Annotated in this window: 18 protein-coding genes; 9 read left to right on the top strand and 9 right to left on the bottom strand. The window is 69.3% G+C overall.

Annotated features, from left to right (window positions below):
- Positions 1–17: 17 nt before the first annotated feature.
- Positions 18–1,007 carry an FKBP-type peptidyl-prolyl cis-trans isomerase gene (locus BLW44_RS11770; protein WP_060928060.1) on the top strand — a complete coding sequence of 330 codons (990 nt, stop codon included), beginning with the start codon at positions 18–20 and terminating at the stop codon, positions 1,005–1,007.
- A gap of 33 nt (positions 1,008–1,040) precedes the next feature.
- On the top strand, positions 1,041–2,123 hold the full coding sequence (dxr, locus tag BLW44_RS11765) for a 1-deoxy-D-xylulose-5-phosphate reductoisomerase (protein ID WP_060928059.1): 1,083 nt from the start codon (positions 1,041–1,043) through the stop codon (positions 2,121–2,123).
- Between the two features lie 91 nt (positions 2,124–2,214).
- On the opposite strand, the gene BLW44_RS11760 is transcribed toward dxr, so the two are convergent.
- The 3 genes from BLW44_RS11760 to BLW44_RS11750 form a co-directional block, all read right to left on the bottom strand.
- Positions 2,215–3,837, bottom strand: a complete 1,623-nt coding sequence (locus tag BLW44_RS11760; RefSeq protein WP_060928058.1) for a Mur ligase family protein — start codon at positions 3,835–3,837, stop codon at positions 2,215–2,217.
- Positions 3,838–3,926: 89 nt separating this feature from the next.
- Positions 3,927–4,598 carry a YcnI family copper-binding membrane protein gene (locus BLW44_RS11755; protein ID WP_074731781.1) on the bottom strand — a complete coding sequence of 224 codons (672 nt, stop codon included), beginning with the start codon at positions 4,596–4,598 and terminating at the stop codon, positions 3,927–3,929.
- A 105-nt stretch (positions 4,599–4,703) separates the two neighbouring features.
- Complete coding sequence (locus BLW44_RS11750; protein ID WP_060928056.1) at positions 4,704–5,276, bottom strand: hypothetical protein; 573 nt, start codon at positions 5,274–5,276, stop codon at positions 4,704–4,706.
- An 82-nt stretch (positions 5,277–5,358) separates the two neighbouring features.
- On the opposite strand from BLW44_RS11750, the gene BLW44_RS11745 reads away from it, so the two are divergent.
- Positions 5,359–6,675: a M50 family metallopeptidase gene (locus BLW44_RS11745; RefSeq protein WP_139305277.1), complete on the top strand. Its 1,317-nt coding sequence runs from the start codon at positions 5,359–5,361 to the stop codon at positions 6,673–6,675.
- Positions 6,676–6,709: 34 nt separating this feature from the next.
- Here BLW44_RS11745 and BLW44_RS11740 read toward each other — a convergent pair whose 3' ends face one another.
- Positions 6,710–8,593 carry a chorismate-binding protein gene (locus BLW44_RS11740; protein WP_060928055.1) on the bottom strand — a complete coding sequence of 628 codons (1,884 nt, stop codon included), beginning with the start codon at positions 8,591–8,593 and terminating at the stop codon, positions 6,710–6,712.
- Positions 8,594–8,823: 230 nt separating this feature from the next.
- On the opposite strand from BLW44_RS11740, the gene ispG reads away from it, so the two are divergent.
- From ispG to BLW44_RS11725, 3 genes are read left to right on the top strand one after another with little or no spacing between them, the layout of a single operon-like run.
- Positions 8,824–9,975 (top strand): flavodoxin-dependent (E)-4-hydroxy-3-methylbut-2-enyl-diphosphate synthase, encoded by a 1,152-nt coding sequence (gene ispG / locus BLW44_RS11735; protein ID WP_174521378.1) that lies wholly within the window; start codon positions 8,824–8,826, stop codon positions 9,973–9,975.
- A gap of 54 nt (positions 9,976–10,029) precedes the next feature.
- On the top strand, positions 10,030–10,362 hold the full coding sequence (locus BLW44_RS11730) for a nuclear transport factor 2 family protein (RefSeq protein ID WP_060928053.1): 333 nt from the start codon (positions 10,030–10,032) through the stop codon (positions 10,360–10,362).
- A gap of 56 nt (positions 10,363–10,418) precedes the next feature.
- Positions 10,419–11,282, top strand: coding sequence for an alanyl-tRNA editing protein (locus BLW44_RS11725; RefSeq protein WP_060928052.1), 864 nt, complete (start codon positions 10,419–10,421; stop codon positions 11,280–11,282).
- Between the two features lie 6 nt (positions 11,283–11,288).
- Here BLW44_RS11725 and BLW44_RS11720 read toward each other — a convergent pair whose 3' ends face one another.
- The 3 genes from BLW44_RS11720 to BLW44_RS11710 all read right to left on the bottom strand — a co-directional run bounded on the left by BLW44_RS11720 (position 11,289) and on the right by BLW44_RS11710 (position 14,869).
- Positions 11,289–11,981 carry a nucleotidyltransferase domain-containing protein gene (locus BLW44_RS11720; protein WP_060928051.1) on the bottom strand — a complete coding sequence of 231 codons (693 nt, stop codon included), beginning with the start codon at positions 11,979–11,981 and terminating at the stop codon, positions 11,289–11,291.
- 14 nt (positions 11,982–11,995) lie between these two features.
- Entirely contained in the window at positions 11,996–13,411 is a 1,416-nt protein-coding gene (locus tag BLW44_RS11715; RefSeq protein ID WP_060928050.1) for an RNB domain-containing ribonuclease, read from the bottom strand.
- A 153-nt stretch (positions 13,412–13,564) separates the two neighbouring features.
- Positions 13,565–14,869 carry an HNH endonuclease signature motif containing protein gene (locus BLW44_RS11710; protein ID WP_074731779.1) on the bottom strand — a complete coding sequence of 435 codons (1,305 nt, stop codon included), beginning with the start codon at positions 14,867–14,869 and terminating at the stop codon, positions 13,565–13,567.
- A 195-nt stretch (positions 14,870–15,064) separates the two neighbouring features.
- On the opposite strand from BLW44_RS11710, the gene BLW44_RS11705 reads away from it, so the two are divergent.
- Together BLW44_RS11705 and BLW44_RS11700 are read left to right on the top strand one after the other, a co-directional pair.
- Entirely contained in the window at positions 15,065–15,835 is a 771-nt protein-coding gene (locus BLW44_RS11705) for an isocitrate lyase/PEP mutase family protein (protein WP_060928048.1), read from the top strand.
- A gap of 43 nt (positions 15,836–15,878) precedes the next feature.
- Positions 15,879–17,636: a proline--tRNA ligase gene (locus tag BLW44_RS11700; protein WP_060928047.1), complete on the top strand. Its 1,758-nt coding sequence runs from the start codon at positions 15,879–15,881 to the stop codon at positions 17,634–17,636.
- A 68-nt stretch (positions 17,637–17,704) separates the two neighbouring features.
- Here the strand turns inward: BLW44_RS11700 and BLW44_RS11695 are convergent, their stop codons facing one another.
- Positions 17,705–18,208 (bottom strand): pyridoxamine 5'-phosphate oxidase family protein, encoded by a 504-nt coding sequence (locus BLW44_RS11695; RefSeq protein WP_060928046.1) that lies wholly within the window; start codon positions 18,206–18,208, stop codon positions 17,705–17,707.
- A gap of 125 nt (positions 18,209–18,333) precedes the next feature.
- Between BLW44_RS11695 and BLW44_RS11690 the strand changes: the two genes are divergently transcribed.
- Entirely contained in the window at positions 18,334–19,374 is a 1,041-nt protein-coding gene (locus BLW44_RS11690) for an LOG family protein (protein WP_060928045.1), read from the top strand.
- Here BLW44_RS11690 and BLW44_RS11685 read toward each other — a convergent pair.
- Positions 19,343–20,698 carry a flavin monoamine oxidase family protein gene (locus BLW44_RS11685; RefSeq protein ID WP_074731777.1) on the bottom strand — a complete coding sequence of 452 codons (1,356 nt, stop codon included), beginning with the start codon at positions 20,696–20,698 and terminating at the stop codon, positions 19,343–19,345. The two genes, BLW44_RS11690 and BLW44_RS11685, sit on opposite strands and share 32 nt — an antisense overlap.
- Between the last annotated feature and the right edge of the window lie 85 nt (positions 20,699–20,783).

The raw sequence follows: 20,783 nt of genomic DNA, 5'->3' as shown, positions 1-20,783 counted from the left end.
GATCCTGAGGTCTCACTGTGCGCAAGCGTCCGCTGCTCGTCCTGTCCACTGTCGCTGCGGCGACCCTTCTGCTGGCGGGATGCTCCGGTGGCGCGACTCCGGAGTCGAGCGAGACTCCTGACGCGTCCCCGCAGAGCTCCTGCCTCGCCGACCTCAAGTCGGGAGCCGGCTCCGACGCCGTCTCCGTCGAGGGCGAGGGGACCGCGGCGAAGGTCACGGTGCCCGAGGGGACCGAGATCACCGAAGCCGAGCGATCCGTGATCGTCGAGGGCGACGGCGACGACGTGGCACCCGGCGACCTCGTGTCGCTGCGGTACCAGCTCGTCGACGCCACGACCAACGAGGTGCTGAGCACGTCGGAGCGCGGTGTGGACGGCGTGCTGCCCGCTCTGCTGCCCGTGCAGCAGCCGCAGCAGATCGTCGACCCCACGCAGTCGACGGTCTTCACCGTGGCAGCCGAGTGCCTCCCCATCGGCTCGAGCGTCGTGCTGACGCTCCCCGCCGCGCAGGAGGGGTCGCACCCGAGCATCCTCTACGTCGAGACGATCGAGGAGCTCCCGACGATCGCCACGGGCTCCGACGTCGACCCGGAGAAGGGTATGCCCAAGGTCGAGCTGGATGACGCCGGTTCGCCGACCATCACGCTCCCGGATGCCGATGCGCCCACCGAGACCGAGGTCGCCGTCCTCAAGCAGGGCGACGGCGCGACCGTCGGCGCCGGCGACCTCGTCACCGTCCAGTACCGCGGCGTGAAGTGGTCGGACGGCAGCGAGTTCGACTCGACCTGGAGCCGGGAGGCGGCACCGTCGCAGTTCCAGACCAGTGGCGTCGTGACGGGCTTCAAGATGGCGCTCGAGGGGCAGAAGGTCGGCTCCCAGGTCATCGTCACGATGCCGCCGAAGGACGGCTACGGCGAGGGCGAGATCAACGAGACGGACCTCGTGGGCGAGAACCTGACGTTCGTCGTCGACATCCTCGGCACCACGCCGGTCGAGCAGGCCGAGTAGGACCGCCGGAGGGCGACGCCATAGGCTGGCGACATGCGTCGCATCATCGTCCTCGGCTCCACAGGCTCCATCGGCACCCAGGCGCTCGACGTCATCAGGGCGAACCCGAGGCGCTTCGAACTCGTCGGTATCGCCGCCGGGTCGAACGCGGAGATGCTCGCCGATCAGGCGGAGGCCTTCCAGGTCGAGCACACCGCCCTGGGTGCGGTCGACGCGGAGCAGCTGGTGCGCGAGGTCGAGGCGGATGTCGTCCTCAACGCGATCACCGGATCCATCGGGCTCGGCTCGACCCTGGCTGCGCTCGAGTCGGGCCGCACCCTGGCGCTGGCGAACAAGGAATCCCTCATCGTCGGCGGCGAGCTCGTGCTCGCTGCCGCTGCCAAGGACCAGATCGTCCCGGTCGATTCGGAGCACTCCGCACTCGCGCAGGCGCTGCGCAGCGGCACCCATGCGGAGGTGCGCCGTCTGGTCGTGACCGCATCAGGCGGCCCGTTCCGCGGCCGCTCTCGCGAGGAGATGCAGCAGGTCACCCCCCAAGAGGCGCTCGCGCACCCGACCTGGGACATGGGGCGCATGGTCACCACGAACTCCGCGACCCTGGTGAACAAAGGACTCGAGGTCATCGAGGCGCATCTGCTGTTCGACGTCGCCTATGACGACATCGAGGTGGTCGTGCATCCCCAGTCGATCGTGCACTCGATGGTGGAGTTCATCGACGGGTCGACGATCGCCCAGGCATCGCCGCCTGACATGCGACTGCCGATCTCGCTCGGACTGGACTGGCCGAACCGGGTCGGCGGCGTCGGTCGCCCGCTCGACTGGACGCAGGCGACCTCGTGGGCCTTCGAACCGCTCGACGACGCGGCGTTCCCCGCCGTCGATCTCGCCAAGGCGGTCGGGCGCGCCGGAGCGACGTTCCCCGCCGTCTACAACGCCGCGAACGAGCAGGCGGTGGACGCTTTCCACGAGGGACGGCTGCCGTTCCTCGGTATCGTCGACACGATCGCCCGCGTGGTCGACGCGCACGAGCCGCCGCCGTCACTCACCGTGGAGTCGCTGGCCGACGCCGAAGCGTGGGCCAGACGCAAGGCCGATCAGCTCATCGCCCAGGCCTGAGTCCCAGACCTGACGACTCACTCCCGAGAGATCGAGTTGAGAGTTCGGGTCTGCGCCTACGGGCCTGAGACGTTTCCGCCCGGGGGAGAGGTCAGTCCTCGTCGGGGTAGGGCACCGGCCAGCTCGAGTCGGGCACCGGCCATCCTGCCGCGCGCAGAGCCCGGCGGGCGAGTTCGCGCGCCGAGTAGGGCGTGCGGACACCGCGGATGTCGCGGTAGTCCTGGTGGCCAGGCCCGGCCCAGAGGATCGAGTCGCCGTCGCCGACCAGTCCCACAGCCGCCACGATGGCCGCTTCCGGAGGCGAGAACTCGTGGATCTCCGCGTCCGGACGCGCCCTGCGGGCGCCGTCGACGAGCGTGGCCCTGATCGAGTCCGGATCTTCGTGGCGGGGGTGGTGGTCCGTGACGACCAGGATGTCGCTGCCCTCGACGGCGGTGCGGGCCATGTCGAAGCGCTTGCTCGCGTCGCGGTCGCCGTCGGCGCCGAACAGCATCAGCACCTTGCCGGGGGTGACGCGGCGGACCGCTGCGAGCGTCTTCTCGAAGGCATCCGGCGAGTGGCCGAAGTCGACGAAGACAGACGGGCCGGTCTCGCCGGAGACGAGCTGCGTGCGTCCGGGAAGGTGCGCGCGGATGCCGCCGTCGCGGTGCAGCGCGGAGACGATGCGGTCCCAGGCGTAGCCGCCCTCGAGGAGCATCACGATGGCCAGAGCCGCATTCGCCGCCATGTGCGGGCCGATCACGGGGACAGTGGTGGTCAGGGTGCCCGCAGGGCCCGTGAGGGTGAACGTGGTGCCCGAGGTCCGTTCGTCGTCGATGACGACGACCCAGTCCGCGCCGGCGGCCGCGTCCGCGTCGACGGCGATGGACGGCGTGCCGACGGTCACGACGGGGATCTCGGAGCGCTGCACTACCACCGACCCCGAGGGGGAGTCGAGGCAGACGACGCCCCTGACCGCCCGATCCGGGCGGAACAGCGGCAGTTTGGCCTCGAAGTACTCCTCCATGTCGGCGTAGTCGTCGAGGTGATCATGGCTCAGGTTGGTGAAGCCTGCGACGTCGAAGCGGATGCCGTCCACACGATGACGCGACAGAGCCTGCGCGCTGACCTCGACGGCCACCGCCTCCACGTCGCGCTCCCGCATCAGAGCGAGCAGCGCGTGCATCTCGGACGCCTCGGGAGTGGTGAGCCGCGAGACGATGACCTCGCCGGCGATATGCCGTTCGGCGGTCGAGGAGAGTCCGGTGACGACGCCGAGCTGGTCGAGGATGCCTTCGAGCAGGTGCGACACGCTCGTCTTGCCGTTGGTGCCCGTGGTGGCGAACAGCAGCGGCAGCGGCTCGCCGGCGCCGGTGCCGTAGACCCAGGCGCTCAGAGCGCCGAGCACTCCGCGCGGATCGTCGACGACGAGGACGGGCAGCCCCGCGCTCGCGGCGATCTCGGCGCCGGCTTCATCCGTGATGATCGCGACAGCACCCTTCTCAGCGGCTGTGGACGCGAATTCGGCGCCGTGGCGGTTCACGCCCTTGATCGCGACGAACGCCTCGCCGGGGCGGAGGTCGGCGGTGGCGAGGGTGATCCCGGTCAGGATGATCCCCTTCACCTCGCCCCGGACGTCTCGAGCGAATCGAGAGGCGAGTTCGGACAGCTCACGCCGGGGCGGGTTCGCGGGGCGGAGCACAGGAGGCAGGCTCGGTTGTTGTTCAATCGACATGTCGCATCCATGTTCTCACGGCTTGCGACGGGAGCCGAGGTACGGCACGTCTCCTCGTCCGCCGGGCGGCGAGGAGACGTGCCGGATCATCAGGCCCTGCGGCGGTAGGCGAGGACGGAGACGACCAGCGCGGCGATGCCGGCGACGAGTCCTCCCGCGCCGAGAGCGGTCGCGAGCGCGTCGGGCGCGTCGGCCGCGTCCGGGGCCTCTTCGGTGTCCGCGTCATCCGCCGCATCGTGCCCGCCGTGCTCGCCGTCGGCGGACGCGACGACGTTCACGACCGGAGCCGGGGCGTCGAGGCTGTGCGGGTCCTCGCCCTCCTCCGCCAGCTGCGTCCACTCCGTGCTGCCCTCGACACAGGTCTGGACGACCGGGAACGCGAGAGTGTCCGGGGTGTTCTCGTCGAGCCCCACCGACATGCTCACAGCCCCGCGGAGCTCGTTGGGCACGGGGGCGAGAGCGGTGTAGGTGACAGCGCTCACGAGACCGTCGTCGCCTTTCTCGATGTCGATCGTCCAGTCGCTGTCCATGGTGGGTGCGACGGAGGCGAGGCCCTCCGGCATGGTGACCCTGAGCGAGGTGGTGGGTGAGTTGTCGCAGCCGTGGGCGAAGGAGAAGGTCAGAACCCCGTGGTCGCCGGCGACCAGCTCGTCCGGGCTGACACTGACGTGGGCACTGGCCATCATGGGGATCGCGAGCGCGAGGACGGCGCCTCCGATGATCCCGGTGGTCACGGTGCGGCGGGTGGTGAAGGTATGCATGGTGGAACTCCTGATGATCGCTGTGCGGGCGCGCAGAATGCGCGACATCCGCGGAAGGATGGTCGACGCCTCGTCGATCCGGTGATGCGAGGAGGCGATGCGGGATCAGGCGAGCGAAGGAGGACCTCGGCGAGACACCGAGGACGAGAGTGCTGCGCTGACCAGCAGCGGCAGAGGCGCGACGGGAAGAGCGGGGCGCTCGTACCGCGCCTGGAGCACGGGGACGGCGCGACGCAGCCGTCCCTGCACCCATCCGGCGACCGCGCGGACCGTCGCCTCACCATGCCAGAGCACGGCGGTCGTCAGAGCGGCTGCTGCGAGGTGGGCCAGCAGCATCGCCGCGTCGGGTGCAGCGGCGGAGGAGACGGGCCCGAGGACGCTCAGATCGAGGTGGTGCTGATGCCCCGAGAGCACCGTCGTTCCGGTCGGCGCTCCGAGCAGCTGGAACACGACGTGGAAGGCGCACTGGCTCACCACGACGGTCGCGGCGACGCGGACACGCGACGCTCGTACGCCGATGAGCAGCGCCGCGATCGGGAGGAGGAGCACCGCGATGGCGAGGAGGAGCAGCGGATGCGGTGCCGCACCGCCCGCCACCGTGTGCGAGACCCCGGCGAGCAGCGTCGCGACCGACGACGCCGATGCCGCGCGCAGGAGTCGCAGCTGGCGGGTGGTCACGGAATCAGCCTAGTGCGACTGCGGCGGCGCGCCCGGCACGGCCCCCGGCGTATTCCTAGGCGGCGAGCACTAGCTTGGGGGAGTGGAAGCACTGCTCTATCTGGGTGGCATCGTGTTCATGCTGATCGGCCTCGGCCTCTCGATCGGTCTGCACGAGGTCGGCCACCTCCTGCCTGCGAAGCTGTTCGGCGTGCGCGTCGGGCAGTACATGATCGGGTTCGGCCCCCGCCTCTGGTCCCGACGCATCGGCGAGACGGAGTACGGCTTCAAGCTGCTGCCGCTCGGCGGGTTCATCTCGATGTCGGGGATGTATCCGGCATCCACCACGGCCGGACCGGCGAAGGGCGTGTTCCGCGCTCTCGTCCAGGACGCGCGCTCGGCCAACGACGAGACGATCGCCGAGGGTGCGGAAGACCGCGTCTTCTATCGCCTTCCCGTCTGGAAGCGTGTCGTGGTGATGCTGGGCGGTCCGCTCATGAACCTGATCCTCGCGATCATCATCTTCACGGTGCTCGTGTCGGGGATCGGCGTGCAGCAGGGGACCACGACGATCGCCTCCGTGAGCCAGTGCGTGCTTCCCGCGGATTCGACGGCGACCGAATGCGCTCCGGATGATCCGGCGACGCCGGCTGCCGAGGCTGGAATCAAGCCAGGAGACGTGCTGGTGTCCGTCGGCGGTGAGCCGGTGACGACCTTCGCGGAGGCGACGGCCATCGTGCAGGCGTCGCCCGGCGAGGCGCTCGATGTCGTCGTCCGCCGTGACGACGAGGAGAAGACGCTGCGCATCACCCCGGTCGAGGCCGAGCGCGCCATCACGGATGCCAGTGGTCAGCCCGTTCTCGACGATGACGGAGAGCCGGTCGTCCGGGAGGTCGGCTACGTCGGCATGGGCGCCCAGATGGGCTTCGTGCAGCAGCCGCTGAGCGCGGGCCCGCAGATGGCGGCCGACACGGTCGCCCGCGTCGGTTCGATGATCCTGACCCTGCCGGTGCGCATCTGGGACGTCGGGGTCTCGCTCGTCACCGGCGGTGAGCGGGATCCCAACGGACCGCTCAGCGTCGTGGGCGTGGGCCGGATCGCGGGAGAGGTGGCGGCCACGGATGCTCCCGTCCTGAACCGCTTCGCCGTGCTGCTCGGGCTGCTCGGCTCGCTCAACGTCGCACTGTTCGTGTTCAACCTGATCCCGCTGCTGCCCCTCGACGGCGGTCACGTCGTGGTCGCGCTGTGGGACGGCATCCGACGAGCCTGGGCGAAGCTGTTCCGTCGTCCGCCTCCCGCGCCGGTCGACGCGACCAAGCTGGTGCCGCTGACCGTGGTCGTGGCGACCCTGCTGATCGCGATGGGAGCGCTGCTGCTGCTCGCCGACGTCTTCAATCCGGTGAACATCTTCGGCGGCTGAGCCGGTCTCTCACCGACTCCGCCGCTCGTCGCGATCACGCCAGGGCGTGCGAGACGAGTCGCTCGAGGGTGCGGATGCCGTCGCGCGACAGGATCGACTCCAGGTGGCCCTGCACGGAGGCGAAGCGCTCGCCGCGGAGAGCGTAGACATCGCCCGTCTCCGGATCCGCCGAGACCTCGGCTGTCTCCGCCCGCACCGAACCGGGGACGACCCGGGCGGTGAAGGTGTTGTAGAACCCGATTGAGGCGTCCTCGCCGAACACGGGCACCGCCTTCTGCAGCCCCTGGTGCGGAGCGTCGAGGGGCACGAGGGCGATGCCGAGACTGTGGCTGAGGATCTGGTGGCTCAGGCAGACGGCGAGCAGCGGGGCGCGCGCCTCGATGCGTCGCGACACGACCTCTCGCATCCGAGCGATCCGGGCACTCTCGATGTCGCGGGGGTCTCCGGGACCCGGCCCCGCGACCACGAGGTCCGCGGAGTCGAGCTCCGCGTCGTCGACGTCGCCCCAGGCCCTGATCGTGACGTCGAGGCCGAGGTGGCGCAGCTGGTGCGCGAGCATCGTGGTGAAGCGGTCCTCGGCGTCCACGACGATGGCGGATGCTCCGGAGAACGGGCCGGTGAAGCCGTCGCCCTGCGGGTTCAGCCAGAAGTCGGCGAGCCGGGCGTTGCGGGACGCCAGGAGAGCCGTGACGGTGGGGTCCGCGGCGAGGGACTGCGGTGCAGCGGGGGCATCCGCATCCTCGCGGGCCTCGGCCGCCTCGTCGCGGTCGATCGCTCCGATGGCCCCCAGCACTCCGGCGGCCTTGCCATGGGTCTCGGAGACCTCGCCGTGCGGATCCGAGTGCCGGACCAGCGTCGCGCCGACGGGCACGCTGAGCGAGCCGTCCTGGAGGTAGACGGTGCGGATCAGGATCGGCGCGTCGAGGTCATGCCCGCCCTCCGCGTTCGGCGTGAACAGGGCGGCGACGCCGGAATAGTACCCGCGTGGCTTGCGCTCATGCCGGCGGATCACGGCGCAGGCGTTCTGCATGGGCGAGCCGGTGACGGTCGGCGCGAACATCGTCTCGCGGAGGATGTCGCGGGGATCGAGGGTGCTGCGGCCCCTGAGCATGTACTCGGTGTGGGTGAGGCGCGACATCTCCTTGAGATGCGGGCCGGTGATGCGTCCGCCGTCCGAGCACACCGCGCTCATCATCTTGAGCTCCTCGTCGACGACCATGAAGAGCTCCTCCGTCTCCTTCGTCGAGGAGAGGAAGTCGACCAGCGTCTCCTTCGTGGCGCCGCCAGCCGGATGCCGGAACGTGCCGGAGATGGGGTTCATGGTCACGACTCCACCGCGCGCCACGACGTGCGCCTCCGGGCTCGCGCCCACCGCGATGTGGCCGGGCGTCACGACGGCGAACGTCCAGTAGGCGCCGCGCTCGTGGGTGAGCAGCGCGCGGAACCAGGTGAGGGCGGCCGTGCGATCGTCGACATCGATCTCGGCGGTGAAGTCGCGGCGGATCACGAAGTTGGCACCCTCGCCGCGGCCGATCTCGTCGGCGATCACGGTCTCGACGATGGCCGCGTACTCCTCGTCCGCGATGTCGAATCCGCCGTCGCGCAGCGGCACTGCTGCGGTCGGCAGCTCGGCCAGCAGTCCGTCGGTCGGCAGGTGGAGGTGCTCGTCCACCACGATGCACCGCAGGGGAGCGCCGTCGTCCTGGGCGACGAACCCGCGCTCGCGGACCTGACGGTAGGGCACCATCGTGAAGATCTCGCGCGCAGCCCCGTCGATCGTCAGAGGGATGTCGGCGAGCAGGTCGACGTCGAGGACGTCGCCGGTGAGCAGCTCGACCGTGTCGGAGCCGTCCCGGGCGATGAGCACGAAGGAGGCGGACGGGTCCGCGGCGAGCTCGGCAAGACGTGAGAGGGTCATCGGTGTCTCCTGTGCGTGGCTCCGGCTCGGCTCAACGAAAAGACCGCCCCGGAGGCGGTCTGGATTCGTGGGAACGCGAACACACCGCCTAAGAGGCGGGCCACCAGGTGAAGTTCGCGAGCATGGGCTGAAAACTATCACACCGGCGTGCTGCCGATCCGCCGCATGACGCGGAGATCCGCGTCATCCGCTTCCAGCCCTCGCCCATCCAGGCGGCGTAGGCTGAGGGGGTGCCAGCAGTGAATCTTGGGATGCCGAAAGTCCCCGAAGTCCTCGCCCCGCGCCGCAAGTCTCGCCAGATCAAGGTGGGCAAGGTGCTCGTCGGCGGTGACGCTCCCGTCACCGTGCAGTCGATGACGACGACGAAGACGACGGACATCAACGCGACCCTTCAGCAGATCGCGGAGCTGACCGCATCCGGATGCGAGATCGTCCGTGTCGCCGTGCCTCACCAGGACGATGCCGACGCGCTCAAGATCATCGCGATGAAGAGCCAGATCCCCGTGATCGCCGATATCCACTTCCAGCCGCGCTACATCTACACCGCCATCGACGCCGGATGCGGCGCGGTGCGCGTGAACCCCGGCAACATCCGGGAGTTCGACGGCAACGTCGGCAAGATCGCCGAGGCCGCCAAGGCCGCGGGCGTCTCGCTGCGGATCGGCGTCAATGCCGGATCGCTCGACCGGCGCATCCTCACCAAGTACGGCAAGGCGACGGCCGAGGCACTCGTCGAGAGCGCCGTCTGGGAGGCGTCGCTGTTCGAGGAGCACGACTTCCACGACTTCAAGATCTCCGTCAAGCACAACGACCCCATCGTGATGGTCAAGGCGTACCGCCAGCTCGCCGAGCGCGGCGATTGGCCGCTGCACCTCGGCGTGACCGAGGCAGGGCCCGCGTTCCAGGGCACGATCAAGAGCGCCACGGCGTTCGGCATTCTGCTCGGTGAGGGGATCGGCGACACCATCCGTGTGTCGCTGTCCGCACCGCCCGCCGAAGAGGTGAAGGTCGGACATCAGATCCTGCAGTCGCTGAACCTCCGCGAGCGAAAGCTCGAGATCGTCTCGTGCCCGTCGTGCGGTCGCGCGCAGGTCGATGTCTACACGCTCGCCGAGAATGTGACCGAGGGACTCAAGGACATGACCGTGCCGCTGCGCGTGGCCGTCATGGGCTGCGTCGTGAACGGTCCGGGAGAGGCGCGCGAAGCCGACCTCGGCGTCGCGTCCGGCAACGGCAAGGGCCAGATCTTCGTCAAGGGCGAGGTCATCAAGACCGTCCCCGAGGCCGACATCGTGGCGACCCTGATCGAAGAGGCCAACCGCATCGCCGCCGAGATGGGCCCCGCAGCCCCGGTCGGCACCGCGCAGGTCGTCACGGTCTGAGTTCCCCTCACCACCGATCCCACCAGCCGATCCACCACAGCACAGGAGACGACGTTGTCCGAGCACTCCCTTCCCGCGCCGGCTCAGGCGATGGTCGATGCGATCAACGCTGCGGATACCGAGGCGTTCGTCGCCGCGTTCTCCGCAGACGGCCACGTCAGCGATTGGGGAACGGTGAAGGCCGGCCCCGACGGCATCCGCTCGTGGGCCGAGACCGATGCGATCGGCGCCGGTGCGAGGATGACGGTGCTCAGCGCGACCTCGGGCGACAACACCACGCGCATCCGATTCGCGTGGACCAGCAGTGTGTTCACCGGCGAGTCGGATGGCATCTTCGTCATCGACGGCGACAAGCTCGCCAGCTTCACCATCCCGCCCTCGCACTGAGCGGGGTCGAAGTCCCACCGCTCTCGCCGATCGCGTCGAGCTCACCAAGGAGTCCCATGCCGTCCACGACCGTGTCCTTCGCCGACGGAGGCGTCTCCGGATCGAGCACCGTGCAACGCATAGACCTCACGCCGGACGGTGCGGTCGTCGTCGTCGACGCCACGCCCTTCCATCCGGTCGATCACACCTGGCCTGATCAGCCCGGAGACAGCGGCGAGATCTCGGTCGACGGTGCGACGGTGCGTGTGGCCGAGGCCGTGATGGCCGCCGTGGCGGACGACGGGACCTTCGCGGTGGCGGGAGACATCCCCGTCAAGCGCGGTGCCGACGGCTGGACCTGGCTCGTCGGGCACCGACTCGACGGCGAGGCGCCGAGTGCCCTCATCGAGGGCGCTCGGGTGGAACTCGCCGTGGACCCTACGCGGCGGTCGGGCCTCAGTCGAGGCCACACCGCCTGCCATCTCGCGTCGCTCGCCCTGGATCGCGCGCTGTCGGATCTGTGGCGCAAGGACCCGGGGACGGATGCTCTGGGCAGTCCGAACTTCGAGGCGCGAGCCAACCAGTCCAGCCGCATCCATGAGGACGGCTCGGTCGACGAGTACCGTCTGGGGAAGAGCCTGCGCAAGGCGGGCTTCGACACCGAGGGCTTCGCGGCGACTCTCGCCGAGCGTGAGGCAGCGATCAACGCACAGCTGTCGGCATGGGTCGAGTCCGCGGCTCCGAGCCGGATCGTCACTGAAGGACCGACGATCGTGGATCGGCGCAGCTGGCACTGTGAGCTGCCCGAGGGAACAGCGGAGATCCTGTGCGGGGGAACGCACGCCCGGTCTCTGGCCGAATTCGTGTCGATCTCGGTGACGCTCGAGCTCACCGATCCTCAGCTCCTCGTCATGACGACGACAGCGGTTCCCGCCGCCTGAGGCGGGTCAGCGTACGAAGCCGCTCTGCACCCGCCCACCAGCCCGGACGAGTTCGGCATCGACGCGATCGGCGAAGGCCGTGTAGTCACCGTCGAGAAGAGGACCGCTCAGCCGCTCCGCCCGTTCGGAATCGAGGTCGCGCAGCCGCCGCGGCAGCCACTTGCCGGTCGCGATCCACCTGTGCTCGCCGAGCAGCATGAGCTCGGCCGTCCTATCGAACAGAGCGGATGCCACGACGCGGCGCTCGAGCGGGTCGGTCGCGTCGCGAAGGTCGTCGAGCAGGTCGGTGATGACGTAGCGGCGGAAGGCCGACTCGTGTGCGCTCAGCGTGGGTCCGGCATCGAGCACCTGCCGCCACTGATGACGCAGCGCGGCGAGCGTCCCATCGTCGCGGACGGGGGTGCCTTCCACCAGCATGTGCACCGTCACCGGGCGGTGCTGCTGCACGCCGCGGTCGGCCCATTCGACGAACCCCGCGGGTGTGTACGCGAAGACCTCGAAGATCTCACCCTCGAAGTCGTGCGTCGACGCCTCGCTGCTCTGAGCCTCGGAGGCGAAGAGGCGTTCGCCGATGAGCAGCAGGTCGATGTCGCTCGTCGCTGTGCGCTCGCCCCGCGCTGTGCTTCCCGCCACGATCGCGATGGAGGCCCCCGGATAGCGGGCGTCGATGAAGCGTTCTGTCAGAGCGAGGGGATCCACGCCGCCAGCGTACGTCAGAGGGCGAACTCGATCTCGCCGCGCGTGATGTCGGCGCTCAGGACCCGCAGTCTCACGACGTCTCCAGGTGCCGCGCCCTCGGGAAGCGGAGCTGAGGCTGTCACGGCGGGCGTCGCGAGCTGGACCGATGCCCGTTCCCCTCGGATCTCGATCACCGTGGCATCGACCGTCTGGCCGACGAGCGGGGTGATCAGGGCGGCCTCGACGCAGTTGATCGTCGCGGAGTCCAGTCGTGACGCGCGCTGACCCGATTCCTGCATCAATGCCGGAAGCTCGGACAGGGACTCGCGCGCCCAGCTCGGAATGTCCCGGCCCTCGGAGGCGGCCAGGCAGATCGAGAGGGACCAGCGGTCGACGAGCCGACGCAGGGGAGCGGTCGCGTGTGCGTAGGGCGCCGCGATCGCCGCCTGCTCCGCATCGCTCGGGACGGTGCCGTCGAACGTGACGTACCCGGCACCGCGGAACAGGGATGCCGCGGCCTCGAGGACGGGAAGAGTCATCGGGTCGGTGCGGTCCAGGTTCCGCAGGTAGTCGCCGTACCGGCCGCTCGTCCACGGGCGGCCGAGCGCCTCTGTCTGGTGGCGGAAGGCGTCGAACGACTTCTCGTCCGGTTGAGGCATCGTCCGCAGGATGCCGATCCGTGCGTCGAGCATCAGGCTCGCAGCGGCCATGCCCGTCATGAGTGACAGGTGGGCGTTCCACTCCTCGACGGGAAGCGGATGGCGCCGGTCGATGGCGTAGCCGCCGTCAGGTGTGCGCACGACCTCCTCATCGGGCAGGTTGAGGCTCGCACCGCCGCGGAGCTTCTCCTGCTCCACTCGCAGCGCGCCGATCTCAGGCAGAAGCGCCGCAGGGCCGTCCTCCCCGCGGTCGAGTGCCGCCTGCACTGTGGCGTAGTCGAGCTGGGCGCGGGATCGGATCAGAGCGCGCTCGAGGCGGAAGTCCTCGACGGAACCTGCCGCGTCGATGGAGAACGTCCAGACGAGCGCTGGGCGGTCGACATCCGGGAGGAGGGAGGCGCGGCCTTCGCTCAGCACCTTCGGATGGAGAGGGATGGTGCCATCGGCGGCATACAGCGTCTGTCCTCGCCGCCGGGCCTCGGCGTCGATCTCACCGCCGGCGACGACGAAGCTCGGCACGTCCGCGATCGCGTAGTGCACGGTGTAACCGGAGCCGCGGCGCTCGAGATGGAACGCCTGATCCAGGTCTCTGGATCCCACGGGGTCGAGCGTGGCGAACGGGATGTCTCGAAGGTCCAGGTCGGGCTCGGGCGCGACGGCGGCCTCGGCTTCGGCCAGCACGGCAGCCGGAAACTCGGTCGGGGCGTCGAGCGACACCCGTAGCTCCGCGAGCGCCGCGGCGAGTTCGGTCTGCGCGGCAGAGGGGGCGACGTGCGATCGGCGCTGAGGCATGTCTCCACACTATGTCGGCCTCGCCGGATCCCGCCGAAGCCAGGGCCGGTTCCCGTCAGCACCGGCTCGCGTCAGGGCCGGCTCGCGTCAGGGCCGGCTCATGTCAGCGTCGGTTCCCGTCAGCACCGGCTCACGGTCACGGCTGGCTCATTCTCAGAACGGCGGCGAGTCGTCCTCGGTGAACGTCTCGGCGTTCTGGGCACGCGGTCGATCGATGTGAACCTGCCCGGTGGGGCTGGTCCAGGCGAACGTGCCGTCGCCGAGGTGCTCGACATGCCACGGAGTGCGGTGCTTCAGTACATGGTGCCGTCGGCAGAGGTGACCCAGGTTGTCGGCGTCGGTGGTGCCGCCGAGGGCATGATCCTCGGTGTGATCGAGATCGCAATCGCGGGCGGCATACCCACAGGTGGGGAACCGACATCGGCTGTCTCGCGCTGTCAGATGACGTCGCAGCTCGGCGGATGGCCGGTATCTGTCCACGGCGAGCACTGCCGCGGTGATCGGGTGGGTGAGGACGCGATCCCATCCCGCGGCGGAGCCGGCGAGGAGCCGGGCGGTGCGACCGTCGATCGGGACGCAGCCGTTCAGTTCGGCGGGGACGGTGCCCGACCCGAGCAGGGTCATGACGGGAACGGTGACGGACACCGTCGGGGTGATCCGGGCGAGCATTCCATCGGTCGTGTCGTGCCCCGCCGGTGCACCGGTGAGAAGCAGATCGAGCGCGATGTCGCAACGGGTCTGGCCCAGCGTCCGACCGTCGTGAGGACGACCAGAGCGTGATCCGTGCGCGCATTCGACGACTTCACCGCCAGCCGCTGCTGCCTTCGCCATCGCCGTGACCCGATCGAATGCGCCGTGCACGAGTGCGGCCGGACCGAAGATGCTGAGCTCGGCCATTCCGTCGGCGCGGTTCGTCAACCACACTCGACGCTCCTGGCGCGCGTCCGCATGGCGGGCGTCGACGGTGCGCGGCTGGAGGCGGTCGGCGACCCGTCGCGCCTCGCGCCCGACGCGGTTGGCGGACTCCGTTCGTGCGAACGCGACCATCCGCTCCGAGTACTCCTCGCGCCGGGTCTCGTCATCGAGGTGTGTGCCGGCATCGACGATGATCCTGGCATGCGCGGCGCTGATGACCCCGGCGCCCTGGGCACGCCACACTCGCGGGAAGCGCGTGACGAGGAGCTCGGCGTCGAGCATCCGCCGTTGGAGCGTGCGGTCGCTGACCCGCAGGGCAGCACCGAACTCGGCAGCGACAGCGCGCATCGCCAGATCGACGCCGTCGGCGCTCGGCTCCTCGGACTGCTCCGCCGTCTCGACCGCGAGGCGCGATCCGAGGGCCAGAAGACCGTCACGCGCGGCGAGCAGGGAACCGATCGTCCGCTCGACGGAGACGAGCATCTCGGTGACCGCGCCGAGCGCTGCCACCTGCTCGATCGTCGCGTCCATCAGTGCTGTCATACCCGCATCTCACCACCCACCTCTGACATTTCGACACCAGATCAGGGCCGAAAACCATGACGTCGAGCGAGAACATCGGCATCCCGGAACAAGAGCGCGCTGGGCTCGTCCCGACGGATCAGACGGCATCCCACGAACCGAGGACTTGCCGCCCCGTCCGGCCTGCGGCCGGATCGAGCGCGTTAGCGTGGGAGCATGACCACTGCTGCGAAGGCCCAGACCCTCATCGGACTGTACGAAGACCCGGAGATCCTCCGGGTCGTGAACGTATGGGATGTCGTTTCCGCCAAGGCGGTCGCGATGCTCCCCGAGACGAAGGCGATCGCGACGGCCGGGCACGGCATCGCGGCCTCGTTCGGCTACGAGGACGGCACGATTCCGCGCGACATCATGATCGACATGGTCGGACGCATCGCGGCATCCGTGTCCGTTCCCGTGACGGCAGACCTGGACGACGGCTACGGCGACGCGGGGGAGACCACCCGCCTCGCGATCGGCGCCGGCGTCGTGGGCGCGAACGTCGAGGACCGGCTCAAGCCGTTTGACGAGTCGGTCGCCGCCGTCGAGGCGATCGTCAAGGCCGCCGAGGCAGAGGGCGTCCCCTTCGCGCTGAACGCGCGCACCGACGCCTTCGTGCGCGCCGGACACCGGCCCGTCGCCGAGAGCGTCGCCGACGCGATCCAGCGCGGCCGCGCGTTCCTCGACGCAGGAGCCACCGCCGTGTTCGTCCCCGGGATGCTCGACGCCAACACCACTCGTCAGCTCGTCGAAGGACTCGGCGAGGGCAAGCTCAGCGTGATCGGGCTCCCCGGCACGCTCGCCGCGTCCGAGTACGAGAAGCTCGGCGTCACGCGCATCTCCTACGGACCGCTCCCGCAGCGGGTCGCGCTCACCGCCGTGCAGGAGCTCGCGGCGAGCCTGTACGCCGGCGGTGTCATCCCCAACGGTCTTCCTGCCCTCAACTGACCACGGTCGCAATCGAGTGACCGCCGGTCAGTAGACTTGCCCGGTGGTCACTCGTCTTTCGAACTTCTTCCTCCGCACGCTCCGCGAAGACCCTGCCGGCGCCGAGGTCGCCAGCCACCGGCTGCTGATCCGCGCCGGGTACATCCGACCGCAGGCGGCGGGCATCTTCGCGTGGCTCCCGCTCGGTCTGCGCGTGAAGGCGAAGATCGAGACTGTCGTCCGCGAGGAGATGGCGGCCGCCGGAGCGCAGGAGGTCCACTTCCCCGCGCTGATGCCTCGCGAGTCGTACGAGGCCACCGGGCGGTGGGAGGAGTACGGAGATCTGCTCTTCCGTCTCCAGGACCGCAAAGGCGGCGACTACCTGCTCGCGCCCACTCATGAAGAGGCGTTCACTCTGCTGGTGAAGGACCTGTACTCCTCGTACAAGGACCTGCCGCTGACGATCTACCAGATCCAGGACAAGTACCGCGACGAGGCGCGTCCTCGTGCCGGACTGCTGCGCGGGCGCGAGTTCACGATGAAGGACGCCTACTCGTTCGATTCGTCCGACGAGGGCCTGGATGTGAGCTATCAGGCACAGCGCGATGCGTACGAGCGCATCTTCCAGCGCCTGGGACTCGAGTACGTGATCGTCCAGGCGGATGCCGGCGCCATGGGCGGATCACGCAGCGAGGAGTTCCTGCACCCCACGCCCGTCGGCGAGGACACCTTCGTGCGCAGCGCCGGCGGCTACGCCGCCAACGTCGAGGCCTTCACGACGGCGGTTCCCGACGCTGTCCCGTTCGACGCCGACGCCGCTCCCGTGATCTTCGACTCGCCGAACACCCCGACGATCGAGACGCTCGTGGCTCACTCGAACGCGCACCTCGACGGCGACTACACGGCAGCGGACACGCTCAAGAACGTCGTCCTCGCGCTGACGCACCTCGACGGTCGCCGCGAGCTCGTGATCGTCGGCATCCCCGGCGATCGTGAGGTCGACGAGAAGCGGGCCGAGGTCGCGTTCGCGCCGGCCGTGGTCGAGACGGCCACGACGGACGACTTCGAGAAGAACCCGCTGCTCGTCAAGGGGTACATCGGCCCGTGGTCACCGACGGGCGCCGTCCTCGGCGAGGAGTCGGCGACCGGCATCCGCTACCTGGTCGACCCCCGCGTCGGCGAGGGCACCAGTTGGATCACCGGTGCGAACCTCGACGAGAAGCATGCGCACTCGGTCGTCGCAGGCCGTGACTTCTTCGCCGACGGGATCGTCGAGATCGCCGACGTGCGAGCGGGCGACCCCGCGCCCGACGGATCAGGGCCGGTCGAGCTCGCCCGGGGCATGGAGATCGGCCACGTCTTCCAGCTCGGCCGCAAGTATGCAGAGGCGCTGGGGCTCAAGGTGCTGAACGAGAACGGCAAGCTCGTCACTGTCACGATGGGGTCGTACGGCATCGGCGTCACACGCATCCTGGCGATCATCGCCGAACTGAACAACGACGAGAAGGGCCTGATCTGGCCTGCATCCGTCGCGCCGTTCGACGTCCAGGTCGTGGCCGCCGGTCGTGACCAGGTCGCCTTCGACGTCGCCGCCGACCTCTCGACGACCCTCGAGGCCGCCGGCCTCGACGTCCTCTACGACGACCGCCCGAAGGTCTCGCCCGGAGTGAAGTTCGGCGACGCCGAGCTCGTCGGCGTGCCGAAGATCGTCATCGTCGGGCGCGGTGCCGCCGACGGGGAGGTCGAACTCTGGGATCGGCGCACCGGCGACCGCGACGCGTTGTCGATCGCCGAGGCGGTGGAGCGACTGACCAGTCGCTGACCATCGACGCGAAGACGCCGCGCAGCTCCTCACGGAGGTGCGCGGCGTCTTCGTCTGCGGATGCCGCGTCAGCAGACGATGTGTCCGTGGTTCATGATGTCGTCGTCCGGAGTGTCCTTCGTGACCAGCGCCTTCAGCGCTCCGGCCGCCATTGCGATCTTCCCCTTGGCCGGTTCCCAGAACTCCGTGACGGTGGGTGTGACCTTGAGGAGTGCGATCCCCGGCGTGTCCAGCCCGTCCTCGAACCAGATGTCCAGCGACGGAGAGTAGAGCTCCTCCATCTTCGCGCGATCGTGCACGATGGACGCGTTGCCGGCCACGGAGACATAGCGCATGCCCTTGGCGTCGCAGTACGACAGTCCGACCTGTCGGTGCGCTCTCGCCTCCTCGACCTTCTCGGTGTCTTCGGCGGTGAAGAACCAGATGTCGCAGGCGTCGTCCATCTGCCTCGTCGACATCGGTCGGCTGACGAGGTTGCCGTCGTCGTCCGTCGTCGTCAGCATCGTGAAGTCGATGTCCTCCACGAGGTCTTTCACCCGTGCCAGTGCGTCAGGTCCAGTGATCTCTGTCATGCGCTCAGCTTCGCCGTGGTGTGGCCAGAACGCACGGGCGTTGACACGGCGGTCTGAGCGTGGTGAGCAGCCACGGGCGGCGTTGCGGATCCCCGCGCGGCAGCCCGTCGTGACAGGCTGAGAGCATGACCGAGGAACCGCTGCCGGAATCGCTGAGCGCCGAGATCAACACCGTCCTCGACGAGGCGGGGGTGAGGACCGACCGCAGGCTGGTGATGCGCATGATGCGCACGGCCGTGCTCCTCGGCGAGGACGGCACGAACCGCCTCGATCTCAAGATCGCATCGGCGGCGCTTGCTGAGATGCGAGACGCCTTCCGGCTGTTCGCCCCCTTCGAGGGCGTTCCCAAGGTGACCGTCTTCGGATCCGCGCGCACCCGTCAGGACGATCCGCTCTACGTGCAGGCGCGCAACGTCGCCGGCGCGCTGGCCGCCGACGGATGGATGGTGGTGACCGGAGCCGGCCCCGGGATCATGCAGGCGGCGGCCGAGGGAGCAGGGCCCGCGCTGTCGCTCGGGGTGTCGATCCGGCTTCCCTTCGAGGAGAAGGCCAACAGCCTGATCGAGGCGAGCGAGCACGTCGTCGCGATGAAGTACTTCTTCACGCGCAAGCTCATGCTCATCAAGGAATCCAGCGGCTTCATCTGCCTTCCCGGCGGGTTCGGCACCCTCGACGAGATGTTCGAGCTGCTCACCCTGCAGCAGACGGGCAAGGCGGAGCCGACGCCGATCGTGCTCCTCGACGAGCCGGGCGGCACCTTCTGGAACGGACTCAAGCGCTTCATCGACGAGGATCTCGCCCCGACCGGCGTCATCTCCGAAGGCGACTTCGATCGCGTCGTCATCACGGACTCCGTCGAGTCGGCGGCAGGGGTGATCGCGGGCTTCTGGCGCAACTACGACTCGCTGCGGTGGGTGGGCGACACGCTCGTGCTGAGGCTCCGTGCGGAGCCGACGGACGCGGAGATCGCGGAGCTGAACGATCGCTTCGCCGGGATGCTGGTGAGCGGTCGCATCGAGCGCTCGATGCCCCGTCAGCCCGAGGTCGCGGACGACGATGTGCTGCATCTGCCGCGCCTGGCTCTGCACCTGGACCAGTGGCACGTCGGGAATCTGTTCCGGCTGATCGGGGCGATCAACGAATTGGGTTCTGCTCCCGCTCCCTGATCCGGGCCGCGAACTCGGCGAGGTCGATCTCGTGCCCGAGGATACGCTCCGCCGCCCGATGCCCTGAATAGAACGCCGCACCGACGGTCGCAGGCTCCTCGCCCCACGTCGCTTCGCCCGCGAAGTGCAGGACGCCGTCGACCGGACCTGCGAGCTCGTCGTGATCGTGGTGCGACGAGCCGAGGGCGAGGTGCGAGTAGGAGCCGTTCGAGAACGGATCCTGCCCCCATCGCGTGATCCAGTGAGCCGTCGGCGCGCCGACGCTGTCCCCGTACAGCACCCGGAGGGCGGAGACGACGTCCGCGACGATGTCCTCGTCAGCGAGGTCCTGCACCCTCCGTCCGAACGGCCCCGCCGCGAACGTCAGCAGGGTGGGCCGCCCGCTGACGGCAGAGACGTCGTACCACGAGTGCCAATGCTCGCCCGCCTCGCCCAGGGCGCGCAGCACGTAGCTCTCCTCGTCCCAGAAGCGCTCGGGGAACTGGATGAAGACCTTGTTGAACACGCCCATGCCGAGTCGCTCGATCGGCTCGGCCACGGCTGCGGGCAGGGGAGGGGCGAACTCGATCGCACCGCTCTTGAGCACGCCGAGCGGCACGGTGACCAGTGCGCTGCGGGCCCTGAACTCGCCCCGGTCCGTCGACACGGTGACCCCATCGGCATGGCGCGAGACGCGGGTCACGACATGTTCCCGTCGGATGTCGAGTCCGGCGGAGGTGCGCCGGGGCAGCTCGTCGTACCCGCGCGGGAAGATCACCTCGTCACCGTCGATCGCGTCCTCATCGAGGCCGTGCGCGTCGAGGTCTCCGATCCACGCGCCGCACTGCTCCTCGACACGGTGGCGGAAGAACTCGCGGATCTCGTCGATGCGCTCCGGGGCGAATCCGGAGCGGTCGAGCGCGCGCTCGGTCACATCGAGGTACGTGTCGCCGGGGGAGGAGGCGGCGATCTCCTCGCCGAGCATCCGGTCGGCCTCGGCGACGTCGTCGACCCATCGCGCGGTCGCCTCGGCATCCATCCGCCGGCCCTCGCCGTCGAAGTTCTCGATCGTGCGCCCGCCGGCCTGGAAGCTGCCCACCGTGTACTCCAGAGTGGGGATGCCGAGCGCCTGCACGAGGTCCCACAGCGGCGACTCCTCGATGCCGTGGACCCACGACGCGCCGAGATCGACGGCGAATCCGGCCGAGCGATCGGTGTTCATCCTGCCGCCCACGCGATCCCGGGCCTCGAGCACGAGCACCGTCGCGCCGTCGTCGGCGAGCATCCGCGCCGCCGTCACCCCTGACATCCCCGCTCCGATCACGATGGTGTCGTACGTCGTCACTGGGTCCTCCTGCGCGTCTGGCACCGCGTCGGTGCGGCCGCCTCCGTGGCATCGGGCGGTGGGCACAGGGTATCGTGGTACGGAT

Origin of the sequence: Microbacterium hydrocarbonoxydans, assembly GCF_900105205.1 — a bacterium.
GTDB classification, from domain to species: domain Bacteria; phylum Actinomycetota; class Actinomycetes; order Actinomycetales; family Microbacteriaceae; genus Microbacterium; species Microbacterium hydrocarbonoxydans.
Note: the sequence above shows the minus strand (reverse complement) of the source record. Positions and strands in the feature narration are given on the sequence as shown.

Coding starts and splice junctions, on each gene's coding strand:
- dxr (WP_060928059.1), top strand. CDS start 1,041: ATGCGTCGCATCATCGTCCTCGGCTCCACAGGCTCCATCGGCACCCAG.
- BLW44_RS11760 (WP_060928058.1), bottom strand. CDS start 3,837: ATGTCGATTGAACAACAACCGAGCCTGCCTCCTGTGCTCCGCCCCGCG.
- BLW44_RS11755 (WP_074731781.1), bottom strand. CDS start 4,598: ATGCATACCTTCACCACCCGCCGCACCGTGACCACCGGGATCATCGGA.
- BLW44_RS11740 (WP_060928055.1), bottom strand. CDS start 8,593: ATGACCCTCTCACGTCTTGCCGAGCTCGCCGCGGACCCGTCCGCCTCC.
- BLW44_RS11725 (WP_060928052.1), top strand. CDS start 10,419: ATGCCGTCCACGACCGTGTCCTTCGCCGACGGAGGCGTCTCCGGATCG.
- BLW44_RS11715 (WP_060928050.1), bottom strand. CDS start 13,411: ATGCCTCAGCGCCGATCGCACGTCGCCCCCTCTGCCGCGCAGACCGAA.
- BLW44_RS11710 (WP_074731779.1), bottom strand. CDS start 14,869: ATGACAGCACTGATGGACGCGACGATCGAGCAGGTGGCAGCGCTCGGC.
- BLW44_RS11705 (WP_060928048.1), top strand. CDS start 15,065: ATGACCACTGCTGCGAAGGCCCAGACCCTCATCGGACTGTACGAAGAC.
- BLW44_RS11695 (WP_060928046.1), bottom strand. CDS start 18,208: ATGACAGAGATCACTGGACCTGACGCACTGGCACGGGTGAAAGACCTC.
- BLW44_RS11690 (WP_060928045.1), top strand. CDS start 18,334: ATGACCGAGGAACCGCTGCCGGAATCGCTGAGCGCCGAGATCAACACC.